At 52.5% G+C, this 19,671-nt stretch carries 20 protein-coding genes, 1 pseudogene and 1 riboswitch; of the genes and pseudogenes, 9 read left to right on the top strand and 12 right to left on the bottom strand.

Features of this window, described 5'->3' with window-relative positions; translation table 11 throughout:
* Positions 1-264 precede the first annotated feature (264 nt).
* Positions 265-489, bottom strand: coding sequence for a SymE family type I addiction module toxin (locus tag HB631_RS23520; RefSeq protein ID WP_213993610.1), 225 nt, complete (start codon positions 487-489; stop codon positions 265-267).
* A gap of 565 nt (positions 490-1,054) precedes the next feature.
* Between HB631_RS23520 and HB631_RS23515 the strand changes: the two genes are divergently transcribed.
* The 3 genes from HB631_RS23515 (at position 1,055) to HB631_RS23505 (ending at position 4,883) form a co-directional block, all read left to right on the top strand.
* A complete protein-coding gene (locus HB631_RS23515; RefSeq protein WP_213993609.1) occupies positions 1,055-1,387 on the top strand; it encodes an Rpn family recombination-promoting nuclease/putative transposase in 333 nt (110 codons plus the stop codon).
* Entirely contained in the window at positions 1,380-2,000 is a 621-nt protein-coding gene (locus HB631_RS23510) for an Rpn family recombination-promoting nuclease/putative transposase (protein WP_213993608.1), read from the top strand. Before HB631_RS23515 ends, HB631_RS23510 begins: the two co-directional genes overlap by 8 nt.
* 483 nt (positions 2,001-2,483) lie before the next feature.
* Positions 2,484-4,883 (top strand): membrane-bound PQQ-dependent dehydrogenase, glucose/quinate/shikimate family, encoded by a 2,400-nt coding sequence (locus HB631_RS23505; RefSeq protein WP_213993607.1) that lies wholly within the window; start codon positions 2,484-2,486, stop codon positions 4,881-4,883.
* Between the two features lie 45 nt (positions 4,884-4,928).
* On the opposite strand, the gene HB631_RS23500 is transcribed toward HB631_RS23505, so the two are convergent.
* Positions 4,929-5,786 carry an aldo/keto reductase family oxidoreductase gene (locus HB631_RS23500; protein WP_213993606.1) on the bottom strand — a complete coding sequence of 286 codons (858 nt, stop codon included), beginning with the start codon at positions 5,784-5,786 and terminating at the stop codon, positions 4,929-4,931.
* A gap of 96 nt (positions 5,787-5,882) precedes the next feature.
* On the opposite strand from HB631_RS23500, the gene HB631_RS23495 reads away from it, so the two are divergent.
* A complete protein-coding gene (locus tag HB631_RS23495) occupies positions 5,883-6,806 on the top strand; it encodes a LysR family transcriptional regulator (protein ID WP_213993605.1) in 924 nt (307 codons plus the stop codon).
* A gap of 145 nt (positions 6,807-6,951) precedes the next feature.
* Here HB631_RS23495 and HB631_RS23490 read toward each other — a convergent pair whose 3' ends face one another.
* The 3 genes and pseudogenes from HB631_RS23490 to HB631_RS23485 form a co-directional block, all read right to left on the bottom strand.
* Positions 6,952-7,233 carry a helix-turn-helix transcriptional regulator gene (locus HB631_RS23490; RefSeq protein WP_213993604.1) on the bottom strand — a complete coding sequence of 94 codons (282 nt, stop codon included), beginning with the start codon at positions 7,231-7,233 and terminating at the stop codon, positions 6,952-6,954.
* Between the two features lie 207 nt (positions 7,234-7,440).
* A pseudogene (locus tag HB631_RS27330) lies at positions 7,441-7,617 on the bottom strand (GNAT family N-acetyltransferase); the annotation flags it as partial.
* 257 nt (positions 7,618-7,874) lie between these two features.
* Positions 7,875-8,783: an alpha/beta hydrolase gene (locus tag HB631_RS23485; RefSeq protein WP_255557238.1), complete on the bottom strand. Its 909-nt coding sequence runs from the start codon at positions 8,781-8,783 to the stop codon at positions 7,875-7,877.
* Positions 8,784-8,872: 89 nt separating this feature from the next.
* Between HB631_RS23485 and HB631_RS23480 the strand changes: the two genes are divergently transcribed.
* Positions 8,873-9,259 carry a MerR family transcriptional regulator gene (locus HB631_RS23480; RefSeq protein ID WP_213993603.1) on the top strand — a complete coding sequence of 129 codons (387 nt, stop codon included), beginning with the start codon at positions 8,873-8,875 and terminating at the stop codon, positions 9,257-9,259.
* Between the two features lie 20 nt (positions 9,260-9,279).
* On the opposite strand, the gene HB631_RS23475 is transcribed toward HB631_RS23480, so the two are convergent.
* From HB631_RS23475 to HB631_RS23455, 5 genes are all read right to left on the bottom strand, one after another.
* Positions 9,280-9,516: a hypothetical protein gene (locus tag HB631_RS23475; protein WP_213993602.1), complete on the bottom strand. Its 237-nt coding sequence runs from the start codon at positions 9,514-9,516 to the stop codon at positions 9,280-9,282.
* A 54-nt stretch (positions 9,517-9,570) separates the two neighbouring features.
* Complete coding sequence (eno, locus tag HB631_RS23470) at positions 9,571-10,857, bottom strand: phosphopyruvate hydratase (protein WP_213993601.1); 1,287 nt, start codon at positions 10,855-10,857, stop codon at positions 9,571-9,573.
* A 190-nt stretch (positions 10,858-11,047) separates the two neighbouring features.
* On the bottom strand, positions 11,048-11,953 hold the full coding sequence (locus tag HB631_RS23465; RefSeq protein ID WP_213993600.1) for a manganese-dependent inorganic pyrophosphatase: 906 nt from the start codon (positions 11,951-11,953) through the stop codon (positions 11,048-11,050).
* Between the two features lie 86 nt (positions 11,954-12,039).
* Positions 12,040-12,116: riboswitch (Fluoride riboswitch) on the bottom strand.
* Positions 12,117-12,268: 152 nt separating this feature from the next.
* The gene (locus HB631_RS23460; protein WP_213993599.1) at positions 12,269-12,793 is read right to left on the bottom strand and encodes a GNAT family N-acetyltransferase; all 525 of its coding nucleotides are present in this window, start codon (positions 12,791-12,793) and stop codon (positions 12,269-12,271) included.
* Between the two features lie 24 nt (positions 12,794-12,817).
* Entirely contained in the window at positions 12,818-13,453 is a 636-nt protein-coding gene (locus HB631_RS23455; RefSeq protein ID WP_213993598.1) for a LysE family translocator, read from the bottom strand.
* 337 nt (positions 13,454-13,790) lie between these two features.
* On the opposite strand from HB631_RS23455, the gene HB631_RS23450 reads away from it, so the two are divergent.
* The gene (locus tag HB631_RS23450) at positions 13,791-14,444 is read left to right on the top strand and encodes an NUDIX hydrolase (protein WP_213993597.1); all 654 of its coding nucleotides are present in this window, start codon (positions 13,791-13,793) and stop codon (positions 14,442-14,444) included.
* Between the two features lie 198 nt (positions 14,445-14,642).
* On the opposite strand, the gene HB631_RS23445 is transcribed toward HB631_RS23450, so the two are convergent.
* Positions 14,643-15,809, bottom strand: a complete 1,167-nt coding sequence (locus HB631_RS23445; protein ID WP_213993596.1) for an MFS transporter — start codon at positions 15,807-15,809, stop codon at positions 14,643-14,645.
* A 134-nt stretch (positions 15,810-15,943) separates the two neighbouring features.
* On the opposite strand from HB631_RS23445, the gene HB631_RS23440 reads away from it, so the two are divergent.
* Positions 15,944-16,825, top strand: a complete 882-nt coding sequence (locus tag HB631_RS23440) for a LysR family transcriptional regulator (protein WP_213993595.1) — start codon at positions 15,944-15,946, stop codon at positions 16,823-16,825.
* Positions 16,826-16,841: 16 nt separating this feature from the next.
* On the opposite strand, the gene HB631_RS23435 is transcribed toward HB631_RS23440, so the two are convergent.
* The gene (locus HB631_RS23435; protein WP_213993594.1) at positions 16,842-17,297 is read right to left on the bottom strand and encodes an ester cyclase; all 456 of its coding nucleotides are present in this window, start codon (positions 17,295-17,297) and stop codon (positions 16,842-16,844) included.
* Between the two features lie 101 nt (positions 17,298-17,398).
* Between HB631_RS23435 and HB631_RS23430 the strand changes: the two genes are divergently transcribed.
* Both HB631_RS23430 and HB631_RS23425 read left to right on the top strand, forming a co-directional pair.
* Positions 17,399-18,313, top strand: a complete 915-nt coding sequence (locus HB631_RS23430; RefSeq protein WP_213993593.1) for a LysR family transcriptional regulator — start codon at positions 17,399-17,401, stop codon at positions 18,311-18,313.
* 452 nt (positions 18,314-18,765) lie between these two features.
* Entirely contained in the window at positions 18,766-19,644 is an 879-nt protein-coding gene (locus HB631_RS23425; RefSeq protein WP_213993592.1) for an amino acid ABC transporter permease, read from the top strand.
* The last annotated feature ends 27 nt before the right edge of the window (positions 19,645-19,671 follow it).

The following is a 19,671-nucleotide window of genomic DNA, read 5'->3' as shown; positions in this document are numbered from 1 at the left end:
CATCGGAGGAATTATACCAAATGCACCATCCGAAAATTCAGCATTTCTATTGTATTCTTTGAATATACCATAGTGGACCTGAGCACTGACAGACGTCGATCCAACATGTTCAAGCCAAAGGATATAGAGCTCATATCGCTGGCCCACTATCAATAACTATTGAAAAATCATGCCGGGGTTAATTCTCGATAACGCATAAACGTCAAATACTCACCAATGCCAACCAAGAACTAACCCACATCTAATACCAGCTAACTTATTACCTTAAACAAGTATCTCCGCATCAATGATCAGTTGCCCGTTTTTTACCGTAACGGTCACCGGCTGACCGGTGACAAAACCACATTCATGCAGCCAGCGTCCTTTCAGATTCAAGGCGGGACGCGTATTGGGCCTGCCGCCATTTGGAACGTAGCCAACAGTATAATAACGGGTTTCAATTTTTGCTTGGGATGAGCGGGCTTCTGACTTAATATGCTTTTTAGCCATGGTAACTACCTCTTTTAGTTGCTGATGGTGAGCGGCGGTAGAAGGGTGCAACCTTTTATTGCCGCGTTTTACCCGTCATACTTCAAGTTGCGGGTGTGTTGGCTTTCCTCGCTCGCCTCAGTCAACTACAGTAGTAGGCTCCTGAGGATTCGCTGCATCGCCGCCTTCCTGCAACTCGAATTATTTAGGGTATAATTCTTTAATACGACGATTACGTCTTTTATAAACCGGCTAAGAAATTAAATGCTTGACATATTTTCTCAATAACAAGAAACAAACGCTGATGGAATAAAATCAAGTTGCCGAATTTATACTGGATACTCTATCAGTGAAAAGATGAAAAATCCATCAAAATAATAAAAATCATCCCAACATATAAACACACTCATTTCATATAATCCGAACGTAGTATTTTATTTGTGGAAATTCATTAATGATAATTAGAAACCGAGAAGAACCATAGTATGACATTAAATTGCGAAGCGCCTAGAAAATTTATACCGTGCTAAATCCGATCAAAAAGACATTTATATTTTGTAGAGATTGGCGACATTATAGTAAGCGAATGAAAACTTTATTTATGCCTCAAGATCCGTTATACAAGAAATTTTTTGACGATGTCAGCGTCGTCAAGGATTTCTTGCAAATTTACATGCCGCAAATGGTGCGGGAAACATGCAACTTCAATACGCTGACCATCAGCTCCGGCACCTTTGTCGAAAAGGACTTGCACGACCAGTGCTCAGATAGGCTTTACAGTATGAACACCTCAGAGGGAGCAGGTTATGTCTATTTCCTGATTGAACACCAATCAAGCCGGGACGAGATGATAATGTTTCGTCTCCTGCGTTACAGCTTAGTCGCCATGCACCGCCATATTAAACAAGGCAATGATTGATAAGGTACCGATGGTGATACCTGTGCTGTTCTGCCACGACCCCTCAAGTCCCTATCCGCGTAAGGCACGCTGGCAAGACTGCTTCATCAATACGGCATTGGCGCAGGCATTGTACTGTCGAATCGTTATGATGGTAGATCTGAAAACAATCCCTAATGACGAAATCACCCTCCATGGGAAAGCAGGATTGATGTGGTATGTGCAAAAAAATATCACGGAAGAAGATATCAACGATGCGCTTAAGGATGTTGCGGGCTCGCCGGAGCTGTCGCAGTTCAGTAATGAGCAAATGGCATGCCTGATACACTCACTGGCGCAGGAAGCATATGCCCGTGCCCCGGAAGGCTTTTCCCGCCATCCGGAAGAAAATACGACTGGTTACAAGGAGACAATGATGACCTTTGCTGAGCACTTGGAACAGGAAGGACATAAAAATGGACGGCAGGAAGGCTTAGTAGAAGGCCTACAGCTGGGACGTCATGAAGGGCGTCGTGAACGAGGGAGAGAAATCGCCAACAATATGCTGGCCCTTGGCCTTGATCGCACCACAATCGCTCTGGTCACCGGCTTAAGTTCAGCAGAACTTGACGGGCTGATGAACGCTGAACTATAAAAGCTGACCCGCTAAGGCACATATCGTATTGAGACCAACAGCCTCTTTAGCAACCTGTACGTGCACAAATGTCTACGCAGCAACAATAACCCACTTTTCCAACTCTGGGACACCACTGACCAACGCCGCAGCAGCAATGCGGCAGCTAATATATTAATCCCCTTACTCATAACTTCAGCAATGTAACATCCTCTAACAATAATTTAACAATAGACGTTCTCTTTAAACTTGAGGAAAATCGTGTTGTTGCGGCGATAGTCTCTACAAAACATGAGGTTATTCAATCGAATAATTTTTAACATACTTGACAGCCGAAACCTCCATCCCTAGATTAAAAAAGCATTTATTAAGTTATTTCGCATATATTGTTAAATGCATATTAAGTATAGCGGTAGCTGGCTGGACCTTCTCTGCGAAAACGCTCGCTTATGTGAACATCAGCTGAACACTCACCATCGCATTCTATCCAAATTGAGTTTACCCATGAATTCGTCTATTGAAGGAAGTGTAAAACATTCGCGCCTACGATATTTTGGCATGGTGGTACTAGGGATATTGCTCATCATAGCCGGCGCCATCCTCGCTGTGCTCGGTTTCAAACTGATTAGGCTGCATGGCAGTTCCTATTACCTGATCATCGGATTGGTATGGGTGATTGCTGGCTTACTAACGTTATTCAGACGCGGCGCCGGTCTCTATCTGTATGCAATCAGTTTCATCGCTACCCTTATCTGGTCACTATGGGAATCAGGGCTGAATGGCTGGGCACTGGTGCCGCGTCTCGATTTGCCCCTGTTGTTTTTGATCTTTGCCGTGCTTTTGATGCCGGCACGACGCGCCAATGGAGAAAAGGGCTATCGTCCCTACGGTATCGCCTTATTGGTGGTGACCGTGGTGGGATTGGGTATCGCTGTGCCCATGGCGCAGAAACCCTATACGGTCGCGGCCTCCACTACCAAGCCGGGCAATTATTTTGACGACGTCACCACGCCCGCATCCCAGGATTGGCCGACCTATGGCGGCGGTTACGGAGCACAGCGTTTCTCGGCATTATCGCAAATCACCCCCAGTAATGTCAGCGGGTTAAAACGTGCTTGGGTATACCGGACGGGTGAGCCACATATGGCAAACTACGGTAATGAACTGACGCCGATTAAAATCGGCGATACCGTATATGGCTGTACTATCCGCCATAAAGTGTTTGCGGTGGACGCGGCGACGGGGAAACAAAAGTGGATGTTTGATCCCAAAACCCCGCCCGAATCCTCTGCGCCTAACTCGGCCTGTCGAGGCGTGGCTTATTACGCCAATCCGCAAGCGCAACCAGGGCAAGTCTGTTCTACGCGCATTATTGCCGGCACCATGGACGCCAAACTGGTGGCGGTGGATGCACAGACCGGACAGGCCTGTGAGGATTTTGGTTCACACGGCTTTGTCGATTTGATGCAGGGCCTGGGCAAGTGGCCGCCCAGCATTGTCTCAGAAACGTCGGCGCCGACCATCGTTCGCGGCGTGGTGGTGGCGGGGCAGCAAGTGATGGATGGCCAACTGAGGTCCGCGCCTTCCGGTGTGGTACGCGGTTATGACGCTGTGACCGGTCAACTGCGCTTCGCCTGGGATATGGAACAGCCCGATATCACGACCGTTCCCGCCCCCGGCAATACCTATTCTCTGGGTACGCCTAACATGTGGTCCACGGCGGTGGGGGATGAAAAACTCGGCCTGGTTTATCTGCCGATGGCGAGTTCCGCGGGAGACTATTACAGCTCCACCCGTAATGACGAGGAGAGAAAATATGACTCCGGGATTACCGCGCTGGACGTCGCCACCGGCAAACCGCGCTGGGTCTATCAGTTCGTCAAGAATGATGTATGGGATTACGACACGCCGGCACAGCCCAGCCTGGTGGATTTTCCCACCGATAAAGGCAACGTTCCGGCATTAATCGTCACCACTAAACAGGGTGACCTGTGGGTGCTGGATCGGCGTACGGGACAGCCCCTTCATCAGGTAGAGGAGCAAAAAGTGCCCCAGGGCGGCGTTGAGCCGTCGGAACGGGCGCCGGTGCAAAAACGTTCGCTCTACAGCCGCACGCAGAAGCCTGACCTGACTGAGAAAATGATGTGGGGCATCTCGCCCATTGATCAATTGGTCTGTCGGATCCAATACCGTGCGGCCAGCTACCACGGCATCTTTACCGCCCCCAGCGCCGACAAACCCTGGATTGAATACCCGGGAAATAACGGCGGCTCGGACTGGGGCAGCGTTTCGGTGGATGTGCATAATGGCCTGATTATTGAAAATTACAATGACCTTCCCAGCTACTCCAAGTTGGTCCCCCGGGCCATTGACGATGCAATGAACGTGTTCTGGCTGGGAGACCCTCGTTACAAAAATCCGCCTCCGGGACGTAATCGTCCGCAGGCTGGTTTGCCTTATGGTCAGGATGTGAACACCGGTTGGGTCTCCAATATCGGCGTTATTTGCAAACAGCCGCCGTTCGGCATGATCAAGGGGATTGACCTTGCCTCTGGCAAAACCCTCTGGGACCGCCCGCTGGGCACCGCCGAACGTAATGGTCCATGGGGACTGCATTCCATGTTGCCATTCCAGATAGGATTGCCGAATAATGGCGGCGTGTTGACCACCACCAGCGGTCTGGCCTTTGTCGGCGCCACCACGGACGACTACCTGCGCGCCATCGATGTGCATACCGGTAAAACGCTGTGGAAGGACCAGCTCCCCGCGGGAGGGCAAGCGACGCCGATGACCTATGAGGTCAATGGACGGCAATTCGTCATCATCATGGCCGGCGGGCATCACGGGATGATGACGCCGGAAGGGGATTACGTTATCGCCTACGCACTGCCTGAACAGAAATAGGCTGCGCTTACCGACACGGACGGCGCTGTCTTGCCGCCGTCCGTCCTACTGCTCCAGCAATTTTATATCTTCCTCTGACAGCCTCACGTCGGCCGCCGCCAGGTTTTCTTTCAGATGCGTCAGCGATGACGTGCCGGGAATCAGCAAAATATTCGGCGAGCGCTGCAACAGCCAGGCAAGGGCCACCTGCATGGGTGTGGCGTCTAATTTGCGCGCGACGTCGTTAAGGACCTCGGATTGCAAGGGTGAAAAACCGCCCAAAGGAAAAAACGGCACAAAGGGGATGCCCTGGGCAGCAAGCTCATCGATAAGGCTATCGTCCTGACGTAAAGCCAAATTATAGAGATTCTGTACACAGGCAATAGGCGTAATCTCCCGGGCATCGGCAATCTGCTTGGACGTGACATGACTCAGGCCGATATGCCGGATCAAACCACGTTCCTTTAATTCGGCCAAGGCCGTCAGCTGGGCTTCAAGGGGACCGTCTTCAGGATGATGCTCACCATACATGCTGCGCAGATTGACGACATCAAGCACATCCAGCCCAAGATGACGCAGATTGTCTTCCACCGCCTTGATGAGTTCCGCCGGCGAGAAAGCCGGAAGCCAGGCGCCCTTTTCATCACGGCGTGCGCCCACCTTGGTGACAATGCAAAGATCGTCGGCGTAGGGATGCAGCGCTTCTTTGATAAGCTTATTGGTGATGTGCGGCCCGTAGAAATCGGACGTATCGATATGATTCACGCCGGCGGCAACCGCTTCCTGCAGGACGCGCAGACAGGTGGCGGGATCTTTCGGCGGGCCAAATACTCCCGGCCCCGCCAGCTGCATAGCCCCATAGCCGATACGTTTGACCTGACGATGACCAAGCTGATAACTGCCTGATGTGTTGACGCTAGACATAGTGGCTCTCCTCTCCAATGTGAGACTCATTGTATGGGGTAAATGCTTATGGGACTATACTGTTAAATTGAGACAGGCTGTACGGAATTTTGGACAATGCAGATTGATCTTGGGTTGCTTAATGCGGTTATCGCCGTCGCCAAAGCGGGTGGCTTTAGAGAGGCGGCCCGGGCCACCAGCAGTAATCCATCCCGCCTGAGCGATGCCGTCCGGCGCGCCGAGCAGCAGCTGGGCGTACGGTTGTTCCATCGAACCACCCGGACCGTTGTCCTGACGGAGGCCGGAAAGACTTTATTGGAACGGCTGCTGCCCGCCATGAACGATGTGGAATCGGCCCTTGATGCCGTTAACGGATTCCGCGATACCCCTGCCGGTACGTTGCGACTGAATGTGCCCGTCAGTGCGATACGTCTGTTATTGTCCGGTATCATCCCGGCGTTTCTGACCAGATATCCTGAAATTCAGTTGGAGATCATGGCGGAAAGTAATGTGGTGGACATCTTCAGCGCCGGATACGACGCGGGCATACGTTACGACGAGAATCTGGAACAGGATATGATTGCCGTGCCCATCGGCCCGCGCAGACAGCGTTTCGCCATTGCCGCGGCACCTGGTTATCTTGACCGCATGGGCAGGCCGGAGCATCCACGGGAGTTGCTGCGCCACGCTTGCCTTCGTGGCAAGTTTGCCAGCGGCATCATGCCGGAATGGGAATTTGAAAATAACGGCGAGGTCATCAGGTTGAAACCGTCAGGGCCGCTTATCGTTACCATAGGGGCGGCGGTGGAATTGGCGGTGGAGGCGGCGGTGGCGGGAATCGGAATTATCCAGCTGTTCGAGGAGTGGCTCAGTCCCTACATCGCCCGCGGTGCGCTGGAGCCTATACTGGAACCCTGGTGGAAAGATTTTCCCGGCCCTTATCTTTATTACCCCGACAGACGGCTGGTGCCGATGCCGCTACGGGTGTTTATCGATTTTATTCGCGAGTATCAGCAGCGCTTTGTTCTGCCGGGGGGTTGAAATCCGGCGCCTACCCTGGCTGTTGTCCCCTGGGCAAGCGCAGTGGCGGTATCAGCACATAGCTTAAGAAACCCTATGCCGACAACCAGCTTGTACTGTAATCACTCATCGGCAAATGCCGGATAATAGCCGGTTACGACAAGCATCACTTTGGCTTCAATCCCTGCGCCTTGCTGGCTTCAAATTGCTGATGCAATTCAAGTACCGCCACCGCCAGGTCATCATCAACCGTATAAAAATAGGCCTCGGGTACATTCAGTATTTGCGCAATCGCGCAGACGATTTCAAAAGAAGGACAGTGGGTGCCGTTTTCATAATGGGACATACGGGAATAAGCCGTTGCTTCATCGAGGCCCGCCAGAATACCCAGCTTTTTTTGTGTAAGATTTGCCCGTAACCGTGCTGACATTAAACGCTTGGGAATCATTGTTTTTTCACCCACGGCTATGTTGAATTATCTTTAGCATCCCTTAAATTGATTATTTGGAGTGACTAAAGTTCACGTAATGTAAACCGTCACAGAAGAGGATCCTACGCTATAGTGCGGGTTATAGCTGGCTATTTATACAATAAGTGATGATCTTGCCGACAAACAGCCCATATACCTAATCGAACACTGAAACGTCTGCATCATCAATAATAAAAAAGGATTATTCTCCACCACTCTCCGATAGCCCGCGGGCATCGTATCTGGCGTCCAGGCGGCGAGCGTCACCTCATCATAGCTGTCATGGCATCCATGCCTTATAGCCTTATTCCTTATCTCCCACAACAGCCCGGCTTCATCCGGTGATGCCAATCTGACTTCCATGCTTCCTCCAGCGTCGAGCGTCTCGTCCAGTGCTACTGATTATTCATCATAACATCTGCGCCCGACCCGGAAGAACTCCCATTCGTGAGACGCGGTAGCAATGATAAAAGCCGAAAGATCGCGATTAAACCGCACCGTTTCTTCGATAAAAGGCAAGTGGCCGTAATTTGCGTAAAGTTACCCTTACCCTGATGACAGGGTCAATCGTCTAATTTGGCACCCTTTCGATCAAAAAAAGCACTCAGCGGCCAGAAGGCTCAGTGCGACAAAGTCGTATCAATAAATGCGGAGAGGTCGCGATTAAACCGCCCCGGCTCTTCAATAAACGGTGCATGGCCCGAATTTGCATAGAGCTTGCCCTGTACTCTCGGGTTCAGTTGCACCGCCCGGGCGATGGTGGGTTTCGCCTTCACCAGCGCATCGCGGCCACCGTAGATCAACAACAGCGGTATGCGGGCCTTGCCCAACCCCTGAGGGGCATCCACTGTTACGGACATAACGGCACGCTGCATATCCCAAGATGCCGCTGCAGCATTGGCAAGCAGGCGCTCGAAGGTGGTCCTGTCTGGCTGGGTATGGAAGCACAGGCTCAGAAAATCACGCACGGCATCCAGGTGGGTCTTTAAATCAGTCGAATTCAGGTCTCGATAGACCTCAGGATGGGACACAATTTGCTCAGGCTTGAGTTCTATCACACCATCCACATACACCGCGCCGGAAATAGGGCTATCGCCGAACTTGGCCAGATAGTTCGTAATGACCACTCCCCCCAACGACCAGCCGACGAGCACAGGTTTGCGGGCGTGGGACGCCGTGATGACCGAGGCGAGATCGTCCGCCCATCGCTTCCCATCGGTATAAGCAATAGCATCCGTCGGCTTGCCTGACAGGCCGTGGCCCCGCATATCATAAGTAATGAGGCGATACCGCTGAAGCTCAGGGCTGTTAACCTGCTTGTCCCAGTTCAGATGACTGCCCAGCAGACCGTGAATAAAAATTACGGGAGCGCCATTGGGGTTTCCCGATTCTTGAACGGCTAGGGTGACGCCGTCAGGCGATAGGGTGGTATAGCTTTTGGTAGCGGCCAGGGCGAACGGTGAGGCGATAAATAAAAAGACGGTAAATAACAGCGCGTACCGGGTACGGCAAAACATGAATTTCAGCATGGACATGACTCTACGGTTGGGAGGTTGCCAGCAGTGTTAACCCTCACGTCAGTGTTAGGGTCAAGCAGAAAAAGTGCTATCATTTCCACATGAACAAAAACACCCCCCAAACTCCATTGAACATCGGCAGGCTGGCTAGCGAGACCGGTGCAAGCGTGCGCTCTATTCGCTACTACGATGAACACGGCCTACTCACGTCCGTTCGCGCCTGTAACGGCTACCGGGCGTTTCCGTGGGCGGCGGTTGCACAGGTCAGGCAGATCCAGCGCATGATAGCGACAGGTTTCACCCTGGCGGAGATCCGCGCTTTCCCCGACTGCATGCTGATGATTGAAGGCGCGAGTTCCTGCCCCGAAACCACCGAGGTTCAACGCAAGCGGTTAAACTCAATAGAACGCCAGATTGCCGATCTCGAACGCCGCCGCGCGCGCCTGCTAAAGACGCTGGCGGAAGGCGCTGTCCCGCCGCTGGACTGATGTTCACAATAGCGTGCCTTTCATCGGCGATGAGGCGGCTTCCGGTCTAGGGTCGAAACCTTGCGCGGCCGGGCTTTTTTCAAAAGAAAATGCCGGGCCAGCAAATGCGTGGTGCCGCCGATAAACAACGCCAGCGAAATATTGACCGTGTCGGAAAGCATGCCGCCCGCGAGAATATCCTCGAGGCTAAACACCAGGTAGGTTGTCAATATGCCGATGATCGTGGCCACAATCAGTGCCATGGTGTCATGAGTCATCTGGATATCTCCGGTATCCGGCGACCGGATACCGGCCACTGGGCCCCATGAGGGTTAACGGTTTATGAATGCTTTCTTGCCCGCATAGACCGCCGCATCTCCCAGCTCATCTTCAATACGCATCAGCTGGTTGTATTTTTCAATGCGCTCTCCCCGGCACGGTGCGCCGGTCTTCAGATGGCCCGCCCGCAGCGCCACGGTCATATCGGCAATAAAACTGTCGGTGGTTTCGCCGCTGCGATGGGAGATAAACGCCCCCCAGGCATGGCGCTGGCATAACTGCACCGCATCGAACGTCTCGCTCAGTGAGCCAATCTGGTTTAGCTTGATCAAGGCCGAATTGGCCAGTTTCTCATCAATGCCGCGCTGGATATATTTAACATTGGTGACAAACAGGTCATCGCCGACTAATTCGATTTTATTGCCGATAGCATTATTCAGCACTTTCCAGCCCGCCCAGTCGTCCTCGGCCAGGCCATCTTCCAGCAGTACAATGGGGAAATCGTTGATGAGTTTGGTGTAATAATGCGTCATCTCTTCGGAAGTCAACGTGCTGTTTTCGGTGCGCAGCTGATATTTACCCTCGGCATAAAACTCGCTGGAGGCCGGATCCACGCAGATGGCGATATCCTCTCCGGGTCGGTAACCGGCTTTTTCTATGGCCTGGACTATGAAGTCCAGCGGCTGACGGTTAGAGGCCACCATCGGGGCGAATCCTCCCTCATCGCCGACGCCGGTGGACAACCCTTTATCCAGCAGAATCTGTCGCAGGGCTTGGTACACTTCGCTGCCCCAGCGTACGGCCTCGCGAAAGGTCGGCGCCCCCAGCGGAGCCACCATGAACTCCTGGAAATCAGCTCCCTGATGACGAGCATGCACGCCACCGTTGATGATATTCATGCAGGGGACCGGCAGCAGGTTGGCGCCGATACCGCCAAGATAACGATAAAGGGGCTGCTGGACCTGGGTCGCCGCCAGACGAGCCACCGCCAGCGAAACGCCCAGGATGGCGTTGGCGCCGAGCCGGCTTTTATTTTCCGTTCCATCAATGGCCAACATCATACGGTCGATGCCGCGTTGATTGCGCACATCCTGTCCCCGAAGGGCATCGTTAAGTTCGTCATTGATGCTGTCGACGGCATCCAGCACCCCTTTGCCGCCAAAGCGGGCTTTATCGCCGTCACGCCGCTCAATGGCTTCCCGCGAGCCGGTGCTGGCGCCAGACGGGACCGAGGCCCGGGCAAAGGTGCCGCAATGTGCGTAAGCATCCACTTCCACCGTAGGGTTTCCACGTGAATCCAGGATTTCCCGGGCGACGATTTTTTCCAATAAAAAACTCATGTCTCGCTCCTCTATTTATTTAAAATTTATTTAAATTGATGTCATTTGAGAGATGCCACGTCAGAGAGGGTGGATCAGGGTTAGTTTTGCCCCCTAGGTTTCAGCCAGTTCGACGGCGCGATATAACAGTGCTAATTCGTCGGTTTCGCCGTTGATCAACACCAGGGCATGAGTATAAATGCCCATGGAATCAGGTTTTGTCCTTCGTTAATTGTTCGGTTAGCCAGGGAAGCACCTGCTTTTTCCGGCTCAATACGCCCGGCATGGAGACCGGTCGCTGCATGCCGGCAAGGCTATTTTTGGAAAACCAGAGGGTGGTTTTTTTGCGGATGATATCGGTGGCCATCAAAACGACGACATCGAGGTGGTCGTTGTGACATAACGCATCCAATTCCGTCATCAGCGCCGGCATGAGCGCATCCAGCTGCGACATGGCGTTGAGTTCCAGTTGAGCCAGCAGAAACTCATGGCCGTTGATGCGATAGCGTTTGGCGTCCTTATTCATCAATTGTACGGCGGATAAGCCGGTAATATCCGTTTTTGCCTCAAGCAGTTCCCGGCAAAATCTCTCCCGGTCCAAGCTGGTCAACGAAAAAAGCGCCTCCACCGCCTGGCGGTCTCGATCGGTAGTGGTGGGAGAAGTAAGGGAAACGGTGTCGCTGAGAATAGCGCCCAGCAATAAAGTGGCCTGGGACGAGGTGAAAGGCATGTCGCTTTCAGTGGTGATGATATGCCACAGCACAGTGGCACAACTGCCCAGGCTGCGTATCCATGCGTCGGGAGGGTTACGGGTGGTCAGCGTACCCAGCCGGTGATGATCGATAATACCGATAACGTTGCTGTCGACCAATGAATCCGGCCCCTGTTCCGTATCGGTGAAATCCACCAGCCAGACATCTTTACTTGCCACACTGCATTCCAGCAGTTCCGGCGCAGCGACTCCGGCCTGGCTGAGAATGTAATGGGTTTCGGTGTTGGTTTCGCCCAGTCGGAACGGCGTCGCTTTTTTGCCGAGATGCCGCAACCAGTCCGCAGCGATTATCGCACTGCAAATCGTGTCGCTGTCAGGATTTTTATGGCCGAAAACGTACAGCATTTCCCCTCCTGTCTGGCAGAAGAGAAACGTATGTCATTCAGGGGAAAAAAAATGCCTGACATACCAATCTCTTCAATTAAAAGAATCGGATATCAGGCGTCATCAGCCGGTTCAGGACGAACCAGGCGGTTGGGAAAGGTGGCACGCCATCACCTTCTTGAAATAAACGTTAGCGCATTAAACAGGGTTAGGCAATTTTCTTTTCTTCAGTCTGCTGTTAACCCACAAAGAATCCGTGGTTAGATAATCCTGCTTAGCACCTATTCCGGATAGCCGGTGCTTATGGAAGACCACCTAATCCCCGACCTCAAATTTTCAGGCCATTAAGGATTTGGTCAGCGTGACCAGCGCAAGATCGTCGCGCAGCGGGACACCTACGCCGGGATCGTCATAGGGAAAGGGCTCAGTATCTCCGGTTTTCGTAAAACCGCGCCGCTCGTACCATTCAATCAGCTTTTCCCGCACATTGATGACCGAGATTTTCAAGCTGCGGGCGCCGGCGTCGCGGGCAAATTTCTCCGCGCCCGTCATGATGGACCGACCGACACCCGAGGATTGCACATGAGGACTCACGGCCAGCATCGAGAGATACCATTCGCCACTGTCCATCGGAGTAAGGGCGACGCAGCCGGCCAATTTGCGGGAAACATTATCAAGCGCGAGAAGAATGATGGATGCGCCGTTTTCTATCATGTCTTCCAGCGAATGCTGGTTGGTTCGGGGCCCGTCGATTAAACCGACTTCGGTCGTCCAATCCGGCGCCGAGATACCCCGGTAGGCCTGGTTAACAAGTTCGGCCACCTTATCGAGGTCTTTGACCTCCGCGATGTTAAGCTCCATCTCTTCTCCTCATTTCGACAAAATTTAATTTCTCTGCAATGCAACATTCACTCCTAAGCTAATAAAAATCGCGCCGCCGATTTTTTGCATGACCTTTTGCATACGATTCGACTTCTTAAGCCGGGATAGAATAAATTCGGCCAGGAGCACACAAACAATATCTGCAGAAGAGAACGTCAGATTAACGATGCTGCCCAGCGCGATAAATTGCAGCCAAACAGGAAAAGATCCCGACACATCAATAAACTGGGGCAAATATGCCAGATAAAATATGGCTGTTTTAGGATTCAAAATTTCAACCGCAACACTCTCAAAAAAAGCCCGCTTTACAGATTTTGCCTTTCTGAAGTCAGATGTTGCAAACTCCGTAGGTGCTCGGGTGCGAAACATCTGTATGCCAAGCCATACTAAATAAACCGCACCCATTATTTTTACCATTATATAAAGAACGGGAACGGCATGAAACAATAGGGTCAGCCCGGCTGCGGCTGCAATAACATGGCCATATCCGCCCAAATGGATACCGAGCGCAGCCATTAGCCCGGAGCTCTGTCCTCTGGAAATGGTTTGAGCAGCGGTATAAAGCATCGCGGGGCCTGGTATATAGGCAAATATAATAGTGGTGATAAAGAATGGGATAAACATCTCGAATGAAAGCATTATTTTTCCTGGATATATGTGTTCTACCTTCCTGAATCTATCATGATTTCTGGTTAAAAGCCGCTTTTGAACCCCTTTTCCCATAAGGATATGGAAATTTTCTGCTAGGGTGCTAGTCAACCAGGGTATAGTAGAGTTATAATATGGTTTTCCTTTCGCATTGGCTGTAATGAGGATCTCTTTTACACTCCCGCAGCGTCTCGCCCTAACAATCTATGGGCCGATAGTTTGTTCCATTTTTTCGTTTAATCCTATTCATAAACATCACCAAAGTACTTTAAGAAAATTTTATTTTCTTTATACTGGTTGTATATTTTTTATTTTATGAGAGAGCAACATGAGCTCAAATGATATAAAAGACGATGAGGGAAAACCAGCGGAATTATCGTTGATTGCACTGGGACAAAAACTACAGGCATTAGCGCAAACCGGTCTGACCTATACCAAGGACCGCTATGATATTGAGCGTTACGCAGAATTGCGTGATATCGCCGCGCAATTTATGGCCCAGCAATTTTCAGCGGATAAGCTGGACTTTGCTGAAGAATTTATTAAACAACAGGGTTACGCTACGCCCAAAGTGGATACCAGAGCCGTGGTACTCCGGGAAGGTAAGATCCTGATGGTAAAAGAATCTGATGATAAATTATGGAGCTTGCCCGGCGGTTGGGCCGATGTGGGAGACCGCCCCTCCGATGCCGTGTGTCGTGAGGTGATAGAGGAAACCGGCTTGGAAGTCAGAGTTGAACGTTTATTGGGAGTTTGGGATAGGAATCTGCATGGTCATCCCCCCTATCCCTGGCATGTCTATAAACTGATATTTTTCTGTAAAGAACTGTGCGGCGCGTTACAATTAAGCGAAGATTCTCTTGATATTGATTTTTTCGACCCGAAAAAGCTGCCGCCATTATCATTAACGCGGATCGTTCCCATAGAAATAGAAGCCAGCCTCGACATCATAGAAAACAATAAAGAGACCTGGTATGATTAAGCTAAATAGAAGAAAATAATGTGAATTCAGTAATAACATTCACCAAGATAATTACCCTTGCCAGAGATGATAATCTTCGCCAAAGAGATCAATCCGCGCTCAAGATAATTATCTTCACCACCGAGAGTAATCTGCGCCAAAGTAAAAATATTCCCCATCTGATGACGGGGAGCATTTTAACGTCAGCATTCTCCCCTTTCAGCGCTGTACCGAACTCCTCTGGGAATAAGCCTTCCGCCGTTTTTGCAAATAGCCGGGCAACATAAAGCTGCACAGGGCAACAATGCCCAATGCCGTACCCGCCTGCAATAACGCCTGAGGGCCGGAGTGGACCATCCACAATCCCCCCGACATCGCTCCGGCGCCGATGCCGATATTGCACGTCATCACATACAGCGCCGATGCCGCCTCGGCCTGTCCCGGCGCCAGCTCAATGACCCAGCTCTGTAAGCCGATAAAAAGCATGGCGATGCCCGCCCCCCAAACCGCCATCACCAGCCAGGCGATTCCGGGCTGCGGGGCGAAGCAGAGCATCAGCAATTGGCTGATGACAATGCCGGCGGCGGAGAATACCGCCAGACGCATGGGGTGCGCCCCGAGCCAGCCGGCCAGTAATGTTCCCGCCGCACCGGAGAGGCCGAATACCAATAACGCCAGCGGCAGGCGGGTGCCGCGCATTCCAAGGGTATCGGTCACCAGCGGGGTAATGTAGGTGTAACCATTAAAGTGGGCGGTAATAATCAGCAGCGTCACCACCACCGCGCCATAAAGCGGCCAGTTGCGGCGCGGAAAGCTTCCCCCGGAACCTGAGGTGGCGACGACCACCGACGGTAGCCAGAAATACCCCAGGATAAAAATGATCAGTCCGAACGCACCGAATATGGCAAATCCCACTTGCCAGTCAAAGGCCTGCCCCAGCGCGGTGGATAACGGTACCCCGCCGACAATGGAAAGGGAGATGCCGGAATAGGCCCAGGCGGTTGCCCGGCCCGGCGGCATGCGCGGCGCGATTTTCACCGCGTAGGAGGCCAGAATGGACCAGAAGACGCCATGCCCCAGAGCCGCAACGATCCTTAGCAGCATCAAAAACCAAAAGGAATGCGCCACCAGGGCCAGCCCGTTGCAGAGGGTGATGATAGCCAGCAGGGTGAGAAACAGGGAGCGGCGGTTTATGCGGTTGGTTAAAAGCGTGATGGGAATGACCGTCAGGGTAATGATCCAGGCATACCCCGTCACCAGCGCGCCAACGGCGGCCTGGGACACCTGCAGGTCCTCAGCGATACGGGGCAACAGTCCTATGGGTAAATACTCGGTAGTTTGGGAAACAAACGCGCCTAACATCAATACCAATAAAGCCCGTATCATCGTTGATTATCCGGTTGTCGTAATGGCCGTCGTAAGGACCGAAATCAGGCATCCACAATAATCTTTAAATGATTAAAGAAAAATAAGGTAGCATTCAATTCTCTGATGACAACCATGTCATGAATGGAGGGCGCATGGATCATTTGGGTGGTCTCGAACTGTTTGTACAGGTGGCAAAGGTGGGAAGTTTTGTTGAGGCGGCCCGCCTCACCGGCGTATCGCCTTCGGCGGTGAGCAAAGGTATCGCCCGGCTGGAGGCGCGGTTAAAGGTCCGCTTGCTTAACAGAAGCACGCGAAGCGTCGCCCTGACGGCGGAAGGCGCCCGGTTTTATCAGAACACATTGGTGATATTGCGCGCCGTTGAAGACGCGGAAAATGACTTGGTGCAAAACAAGGAATATCCCCGGGGCAAGCTCAAGGTCAGCATGGCGGAAGAGAGCATGGTGTCGTCCTATTTGGCGGATTTTGCCCTGGCCTGGCCGGATATCGAACTGGAGCTGGTGGTCTCCGACCGCATGGTGAATGTCATCGAGGAAGGATTCGATGTGGTTGTCCGCAGCGGCAATATCGTCGATTCCCGGCTGATGGCCAAAAAGCTGGCGGTATTCAGTTCGAAAGTGGTCGGCTCGCCCGATTATCTCGCCAAAGTCGGAACTCCTGAAAATCCGGCGGATTTACAGCACCATGCCTGTTTGCATTATCGCTTCCTTCATAGCGGTAAATTAGAGCATTGGCAGCTAACAGGCTTGGAACCCGCGGCGGCGGCTTCGCTCCCAGTCACCATGGTGTGCAATAACATCCAGGGGCGGCTGGACTTCGCCAAACGCGGCGTGGGTCTGGCCTGGCTGCCGGATTATATTGTCCAGGGCGCCCAGGATGAAGGTTCTCTGCTGAGCGTGCTGGATGATTATGCCATCCGCGTTGAACCGCTATGGCTGCTGTGGCCTTCCGGGCCTTATCTGCCGCTAAAAACGCGGGTGTTTATCGATTATCTGTCTACCTGCTTTTCGGCCTGAGGCATCCCGCCCGCGATCAATGATTACCTAACGGCGGGAAACTGCCCAACTGCTGGAACAGGCCGAACCAGTCCTCCAGATGCCAGGTCTTGCTGATACGCTCCCCTTCGAATTCATGGAATTCGTGGATACTGAAGCTGACCCTTTTCCCGGTGGCCGGAATACCGAACAGCGGGCCAAGATGGGTGCCGGTGATTTCCGCCCGCACGGCGGCGCGGCCGGCGACCTGGATAAGATCATGGACGATGATGTCCACATCGGGCATGGCCGAGAAAAACATGCCCATGATCGGCTTAAAGCCTTCAGGACCGGGTCCTTGACCGGGCGCCAGCGGAATGTCCTGCCAATCGGCGGTGACGGCGATGTCCATCAAATCCGGGTTTTTGTCGCTGAATGCCCGGTAGAGCGTTTCCACAGCCTGCCGTTCAATGCTCAGTCGTTCGATATCGGCCATCTTGTTGGTGTCGGTCATATGCCATTCATCCTGGTTGTTTGTTAAGAACACATGGCGAATTCTGGTGAATCCGGTAAAATTTGTCCAACAAATAACCGATATGAATGAGTATATGAAATATGGATTTTCATGGTATTGATCTGAATCTGCTGGCCGCCTTTGATGCGCTGATGGACGAGCGCAATGTGACCCGCGCGGCGGCACGGGTGGGGGTCAGTCAGCCGGCGATGAGCGCGGCGCTGTCGCGTTTGCGCCGGCTGTTTGGCGATCGGCTGTTCCTGCGCAGCGCCGATGGATTACTGCCCACCCCTCGCGCCAGGGATATCGCAAACCCTGTCTCTCAGGCGCTGCGGCAAATCGAGGCGGCCCTGGTGGAAAAACCGGCGTTCGTGCCTGAACGGATGTCGCTGACCTTCACTCTTGGTATGTCCGAATATGCGGCCATTGTGCTACTGCCCGCGCTCATAGGGGCGCTGGAAAAGCGGGCGCCCGGCGTCACATTAAATGTGCATGCGTTCAACGGCCGGGATAGCGCGGTGGACCTGCTTGACGGGGGGACCATTGACCTGGCGGTGGGGATACCCCCTGTTCGCCCGGAGAATCGCATAGTAACCAAGCCCATTTTCCAGGACGAGTTCGTGACGATTGTTCGACGCGACAATGTCATGGCGAGGGAGGGTATGAGTATGGACATCTTCCTGGCCCTGTCCCATGTTCTGGTATCTCCCGAAGGGGATCGCTACGGCCTGGTGGACCAGGCGTTAGCGCAGATGGGCAAGCAGCGCACCTTGGCATTGACCCTGCCGCAAATGCTCGCGGTTCCGGCGGTCATCGCTCACACCAACATGACGGCCACGGTAATGAAGCGAGTGGTGCTCCATTCGTCCGTTCAAGGAGAGCTGGTCCTGTTTCCGCCGCCGGTTATACTGCCCCCCATTGAATTTCATTCGATCTGGCACCGGCGCAGCGATCCGCATCCGGCCCAGCAATGGTTCAGGGAGCTTATCGCGACGCTGGCGGCTTCGTTAGATTGATGGGTCTGGATCCCTCGCTTAAAACTCTTTAGATAAGAAAATGTGATGTATATCAAGATTATCATTGGAAAAGGATCCAACCCTTATCTCAATAATAAAAACTGAAAAGCCATTGATATTTCAGTAATAAATATTAGGTTGGTTTTTATTGTCATAAATCGGTTAAATTTAGCACAATAATATCGTTGAATTTGTTGTGCGGACGTAATCACCGCAGATGTGTCCCCTATTGCTGGTTCTATATAATGTATAAATCGGTTTACCACAGCATGATCCCCTCTTGTCCATAGCCTTTTTGCCGCTGTTCAGGGCTGGGAGCATATTGACAAGAAATCGATTACTAATATTCTGAAGGCGAGCAACAACGTATTTAGGTGGGATTTTCTCAATAAGTGAGAAATCGATTTCTCAACCAGCGGGACTGATTTTTTTATCAGCAAGTGAGGTGGCGAGTGACTGCTAAACCCCGATCCCAGTATGCGGGGAGACCCGAGTCCTATATCTCGGGCAAGCCTAGAATCCCAGGCGGGAGCAAACGCCTGCTGATCACCGCGCTGGTGAGCGTAATTTTGGTGTTGCTTATCATCCGCATTGCCATCAGCGGAGCGATTGACTGGTCGGTAATGGCCAGTTTTTTCTTCCATCGGGCGATCCTTGACGGCCTGGTCATGACGCTTCAACTTACCGTGCTTTCCATGCTATCCGGCATTATCCTCGGTACCCTGCTGGCCGTCATGTCCCTGTCCCGCTATCGCGTGGTGAATGCCGCCGCCATGCTCTATATCTGGCTGTTTCGCGGCACGCCATTGCTGGTGCAGCTTATTTTCTGGTTTAACATCGCCCTGGTGTTCCCGGTTATCGGCGCCGGCAACTGGCAAATCTCGGTTAATGTGCTGATTACCCCCTTTGTCGCCGCGGTATTGGGGTTGGGACTGAACGAAGGCGCCTATATGGCGGAGATCGTGCGGGCCGGCCTTAATGCCGTGGATAGCGGGCAAACCGAGGCCGCCCACAGCATCGGCCTGAGCAGAACCAAGGTCATGACGCTTATCGTCTTTCCCCAGGCATTGAAGATAATCACCCCGCCCACCGCCAATCAAATCATCGGCATGTTGAAAAATACCTCCCTGGTCTCGGTCATCGGGGCACAGGAGCTGTTGACCAAATCCGAAGATATCTACGCGCGGAATTTTCATGTCATTGAACTGCTGGTGGTGGCTTCCCTCTGGTATTTGATTCTCACCACGGTGGCCTCGGGACTGCAGTACTGGCTCGAGCGCCATCTTGACGGCAAAAATACCCGAAACCTGCTCTCCGAGACGGGGGTATGAATATGATGACCGCCATCCTGCCACAAG

The organism is Sodalis sp. dw_96 (assembly GCF_018449575.1).
Classification (GTDB): domain Bacteria; phylum Pseudomonadota; class Gammaproteobacteria; order Enterobacterales; family Enterobacteriaceae; genus Acerihabitans.
Note: the sequence above shows the minus strand (reverse complement) of the source record. Positions and strands in the feature narration are given on the sequence as shown.

Excerpts from the sequence above, each read along its gene's own strand:
- HB631_RS23465 (WP_213993600.1), bottom strand. The coding sequence starts at position 11,953 with ATGCTGTACGTTTTCGGCCATAAAAATCCTGACAGCGACACGATTTGC.
- HB631_RS23440 (WP_213993595.1), top strand. The coding sequence starts at position 15,944 with ATGGATCATTTGGGTGGTCTCGAACTGTTTGTACAGGTGGCAAAGGTG.
- HB631_RS23495 (WP_213993605.1), top strand. The coding sequence starts at position 5,883 with ATGCAGATTGATCTTGGGTTGCTTAATGCGGTTATCGCCGTCGCCAAA.
- HB631_RS23475 (WP_213993602.1), bottom strand. The coding sequence starts at position 9,516 with ATGACTCATGACACCATGGCACTGATTGTGGCCACGATCATCGGCATA.
- HB631_RS23455 (WP_213993598.1), bottom strand. The coding sequence starts at position 13,453 with ATGCTTTCATTCGAGATGTTTATCCCATTCTTTATCACCACTATTATA.
- HB631_RS23490 (WP_213993604.1), bottom strand. The coding sequence starts at position 7,233 with ATGATTCCCAAGCGTTTAATGTCAGCACGGTTACGGGCAAATCTTACA.
- HB631_RS23505 (WP_213993607.1), top strand. The coding sequence starts at position 2,484 with ATGAATTCGTCTATTGAAGGAAGTGTAAAACATTCGCGCCTACGATAT.
- HB631_RS23460 (WP_213993599.1), bottom strand. The coding sequence starts at position 12,793 with ATGGAGCTTAACATCGCGGAGGTCAAAGACCTCGATAAGGTGGCCGAA.
- HB631_RS23515 (WP_213993609.1), top strand. The coding sequence starts at position 1,055 with ATGAAAACTTTATTTATGCCTCAAGATCCGTTATACAAGAAATTTTTT.
- HB631_RS23480 (WP_213993603.1), top strand. The coding sequence starts at position 8,873 with ATGAACAAAAACACCCCCCAAACTCCATTGAACATCGGCAGGCTGGCT.
- HB631_RS23430 (WP_213993593.1), top strand. The coding sequence starts at position 17,399 with ATGGATTTTCATGGTATTGATCTGAATCTGCTGGCCGCCTTTGATGCG.
- HB631_RS23435 (WP_213993594.1), bottom strand. The coding sequence starts at position 17,297 with ATGACCGACACCAACAAGATGGCCGATATCGAACGACTGAGCATTGAA.
- HB631_RS23510 (WP_213993608.1), top strand. The coding sequence starts at position 1,380 with ATGATTGATAAGGTACCGATGGTGATACCTGTGCTGTTCTGCCACGAC.
- HB631_RS23450 (WP_213993597.1), top strand. The coding sequence starts at position 13,791 with ATGAGCTCAAATGATATAAAAGACGATGAGGGAAAACCAGCGGAATTA.
- HB631_RS23485 (WP_255557238.1), bottom strand. The coding sequence starts at position 8,783 with ATGCTGAAATTCATGTTTTGCCGTACCCGGTACGCGCTGTTATTTACC.
- HB631_RS23445 (WP_213993596.1), bottom strand. The coding sequence starts at position 15,809 with ATGATACGGGCTTTATTGGTATTGATGTTAGGCGCGTTTGTTTCCCAA.
- eno (WP_213993601.1), bottom strand. The coding sequence starts at position 10,857 with ATGAGTTTTTTATTGGAAAAAATCGTCGCCCGGGAAATCCTGGATTCA.
- HB631_RS23500 (WP_213993606.1), bottom strand. The coding sequence starts at position 5,786 with ATGTCTAGCGTCAACACATCAGGCAGTTATCAGCTTGGTCATCGTCAG.
- HB631_RS23520 (WP_213993610.1), bottom strand. The coding sequence starts at position 489 with ATGGCTAAAAAGCATATTAAGTCAGAAGCCCGCTCATCCCAAGCAAAA.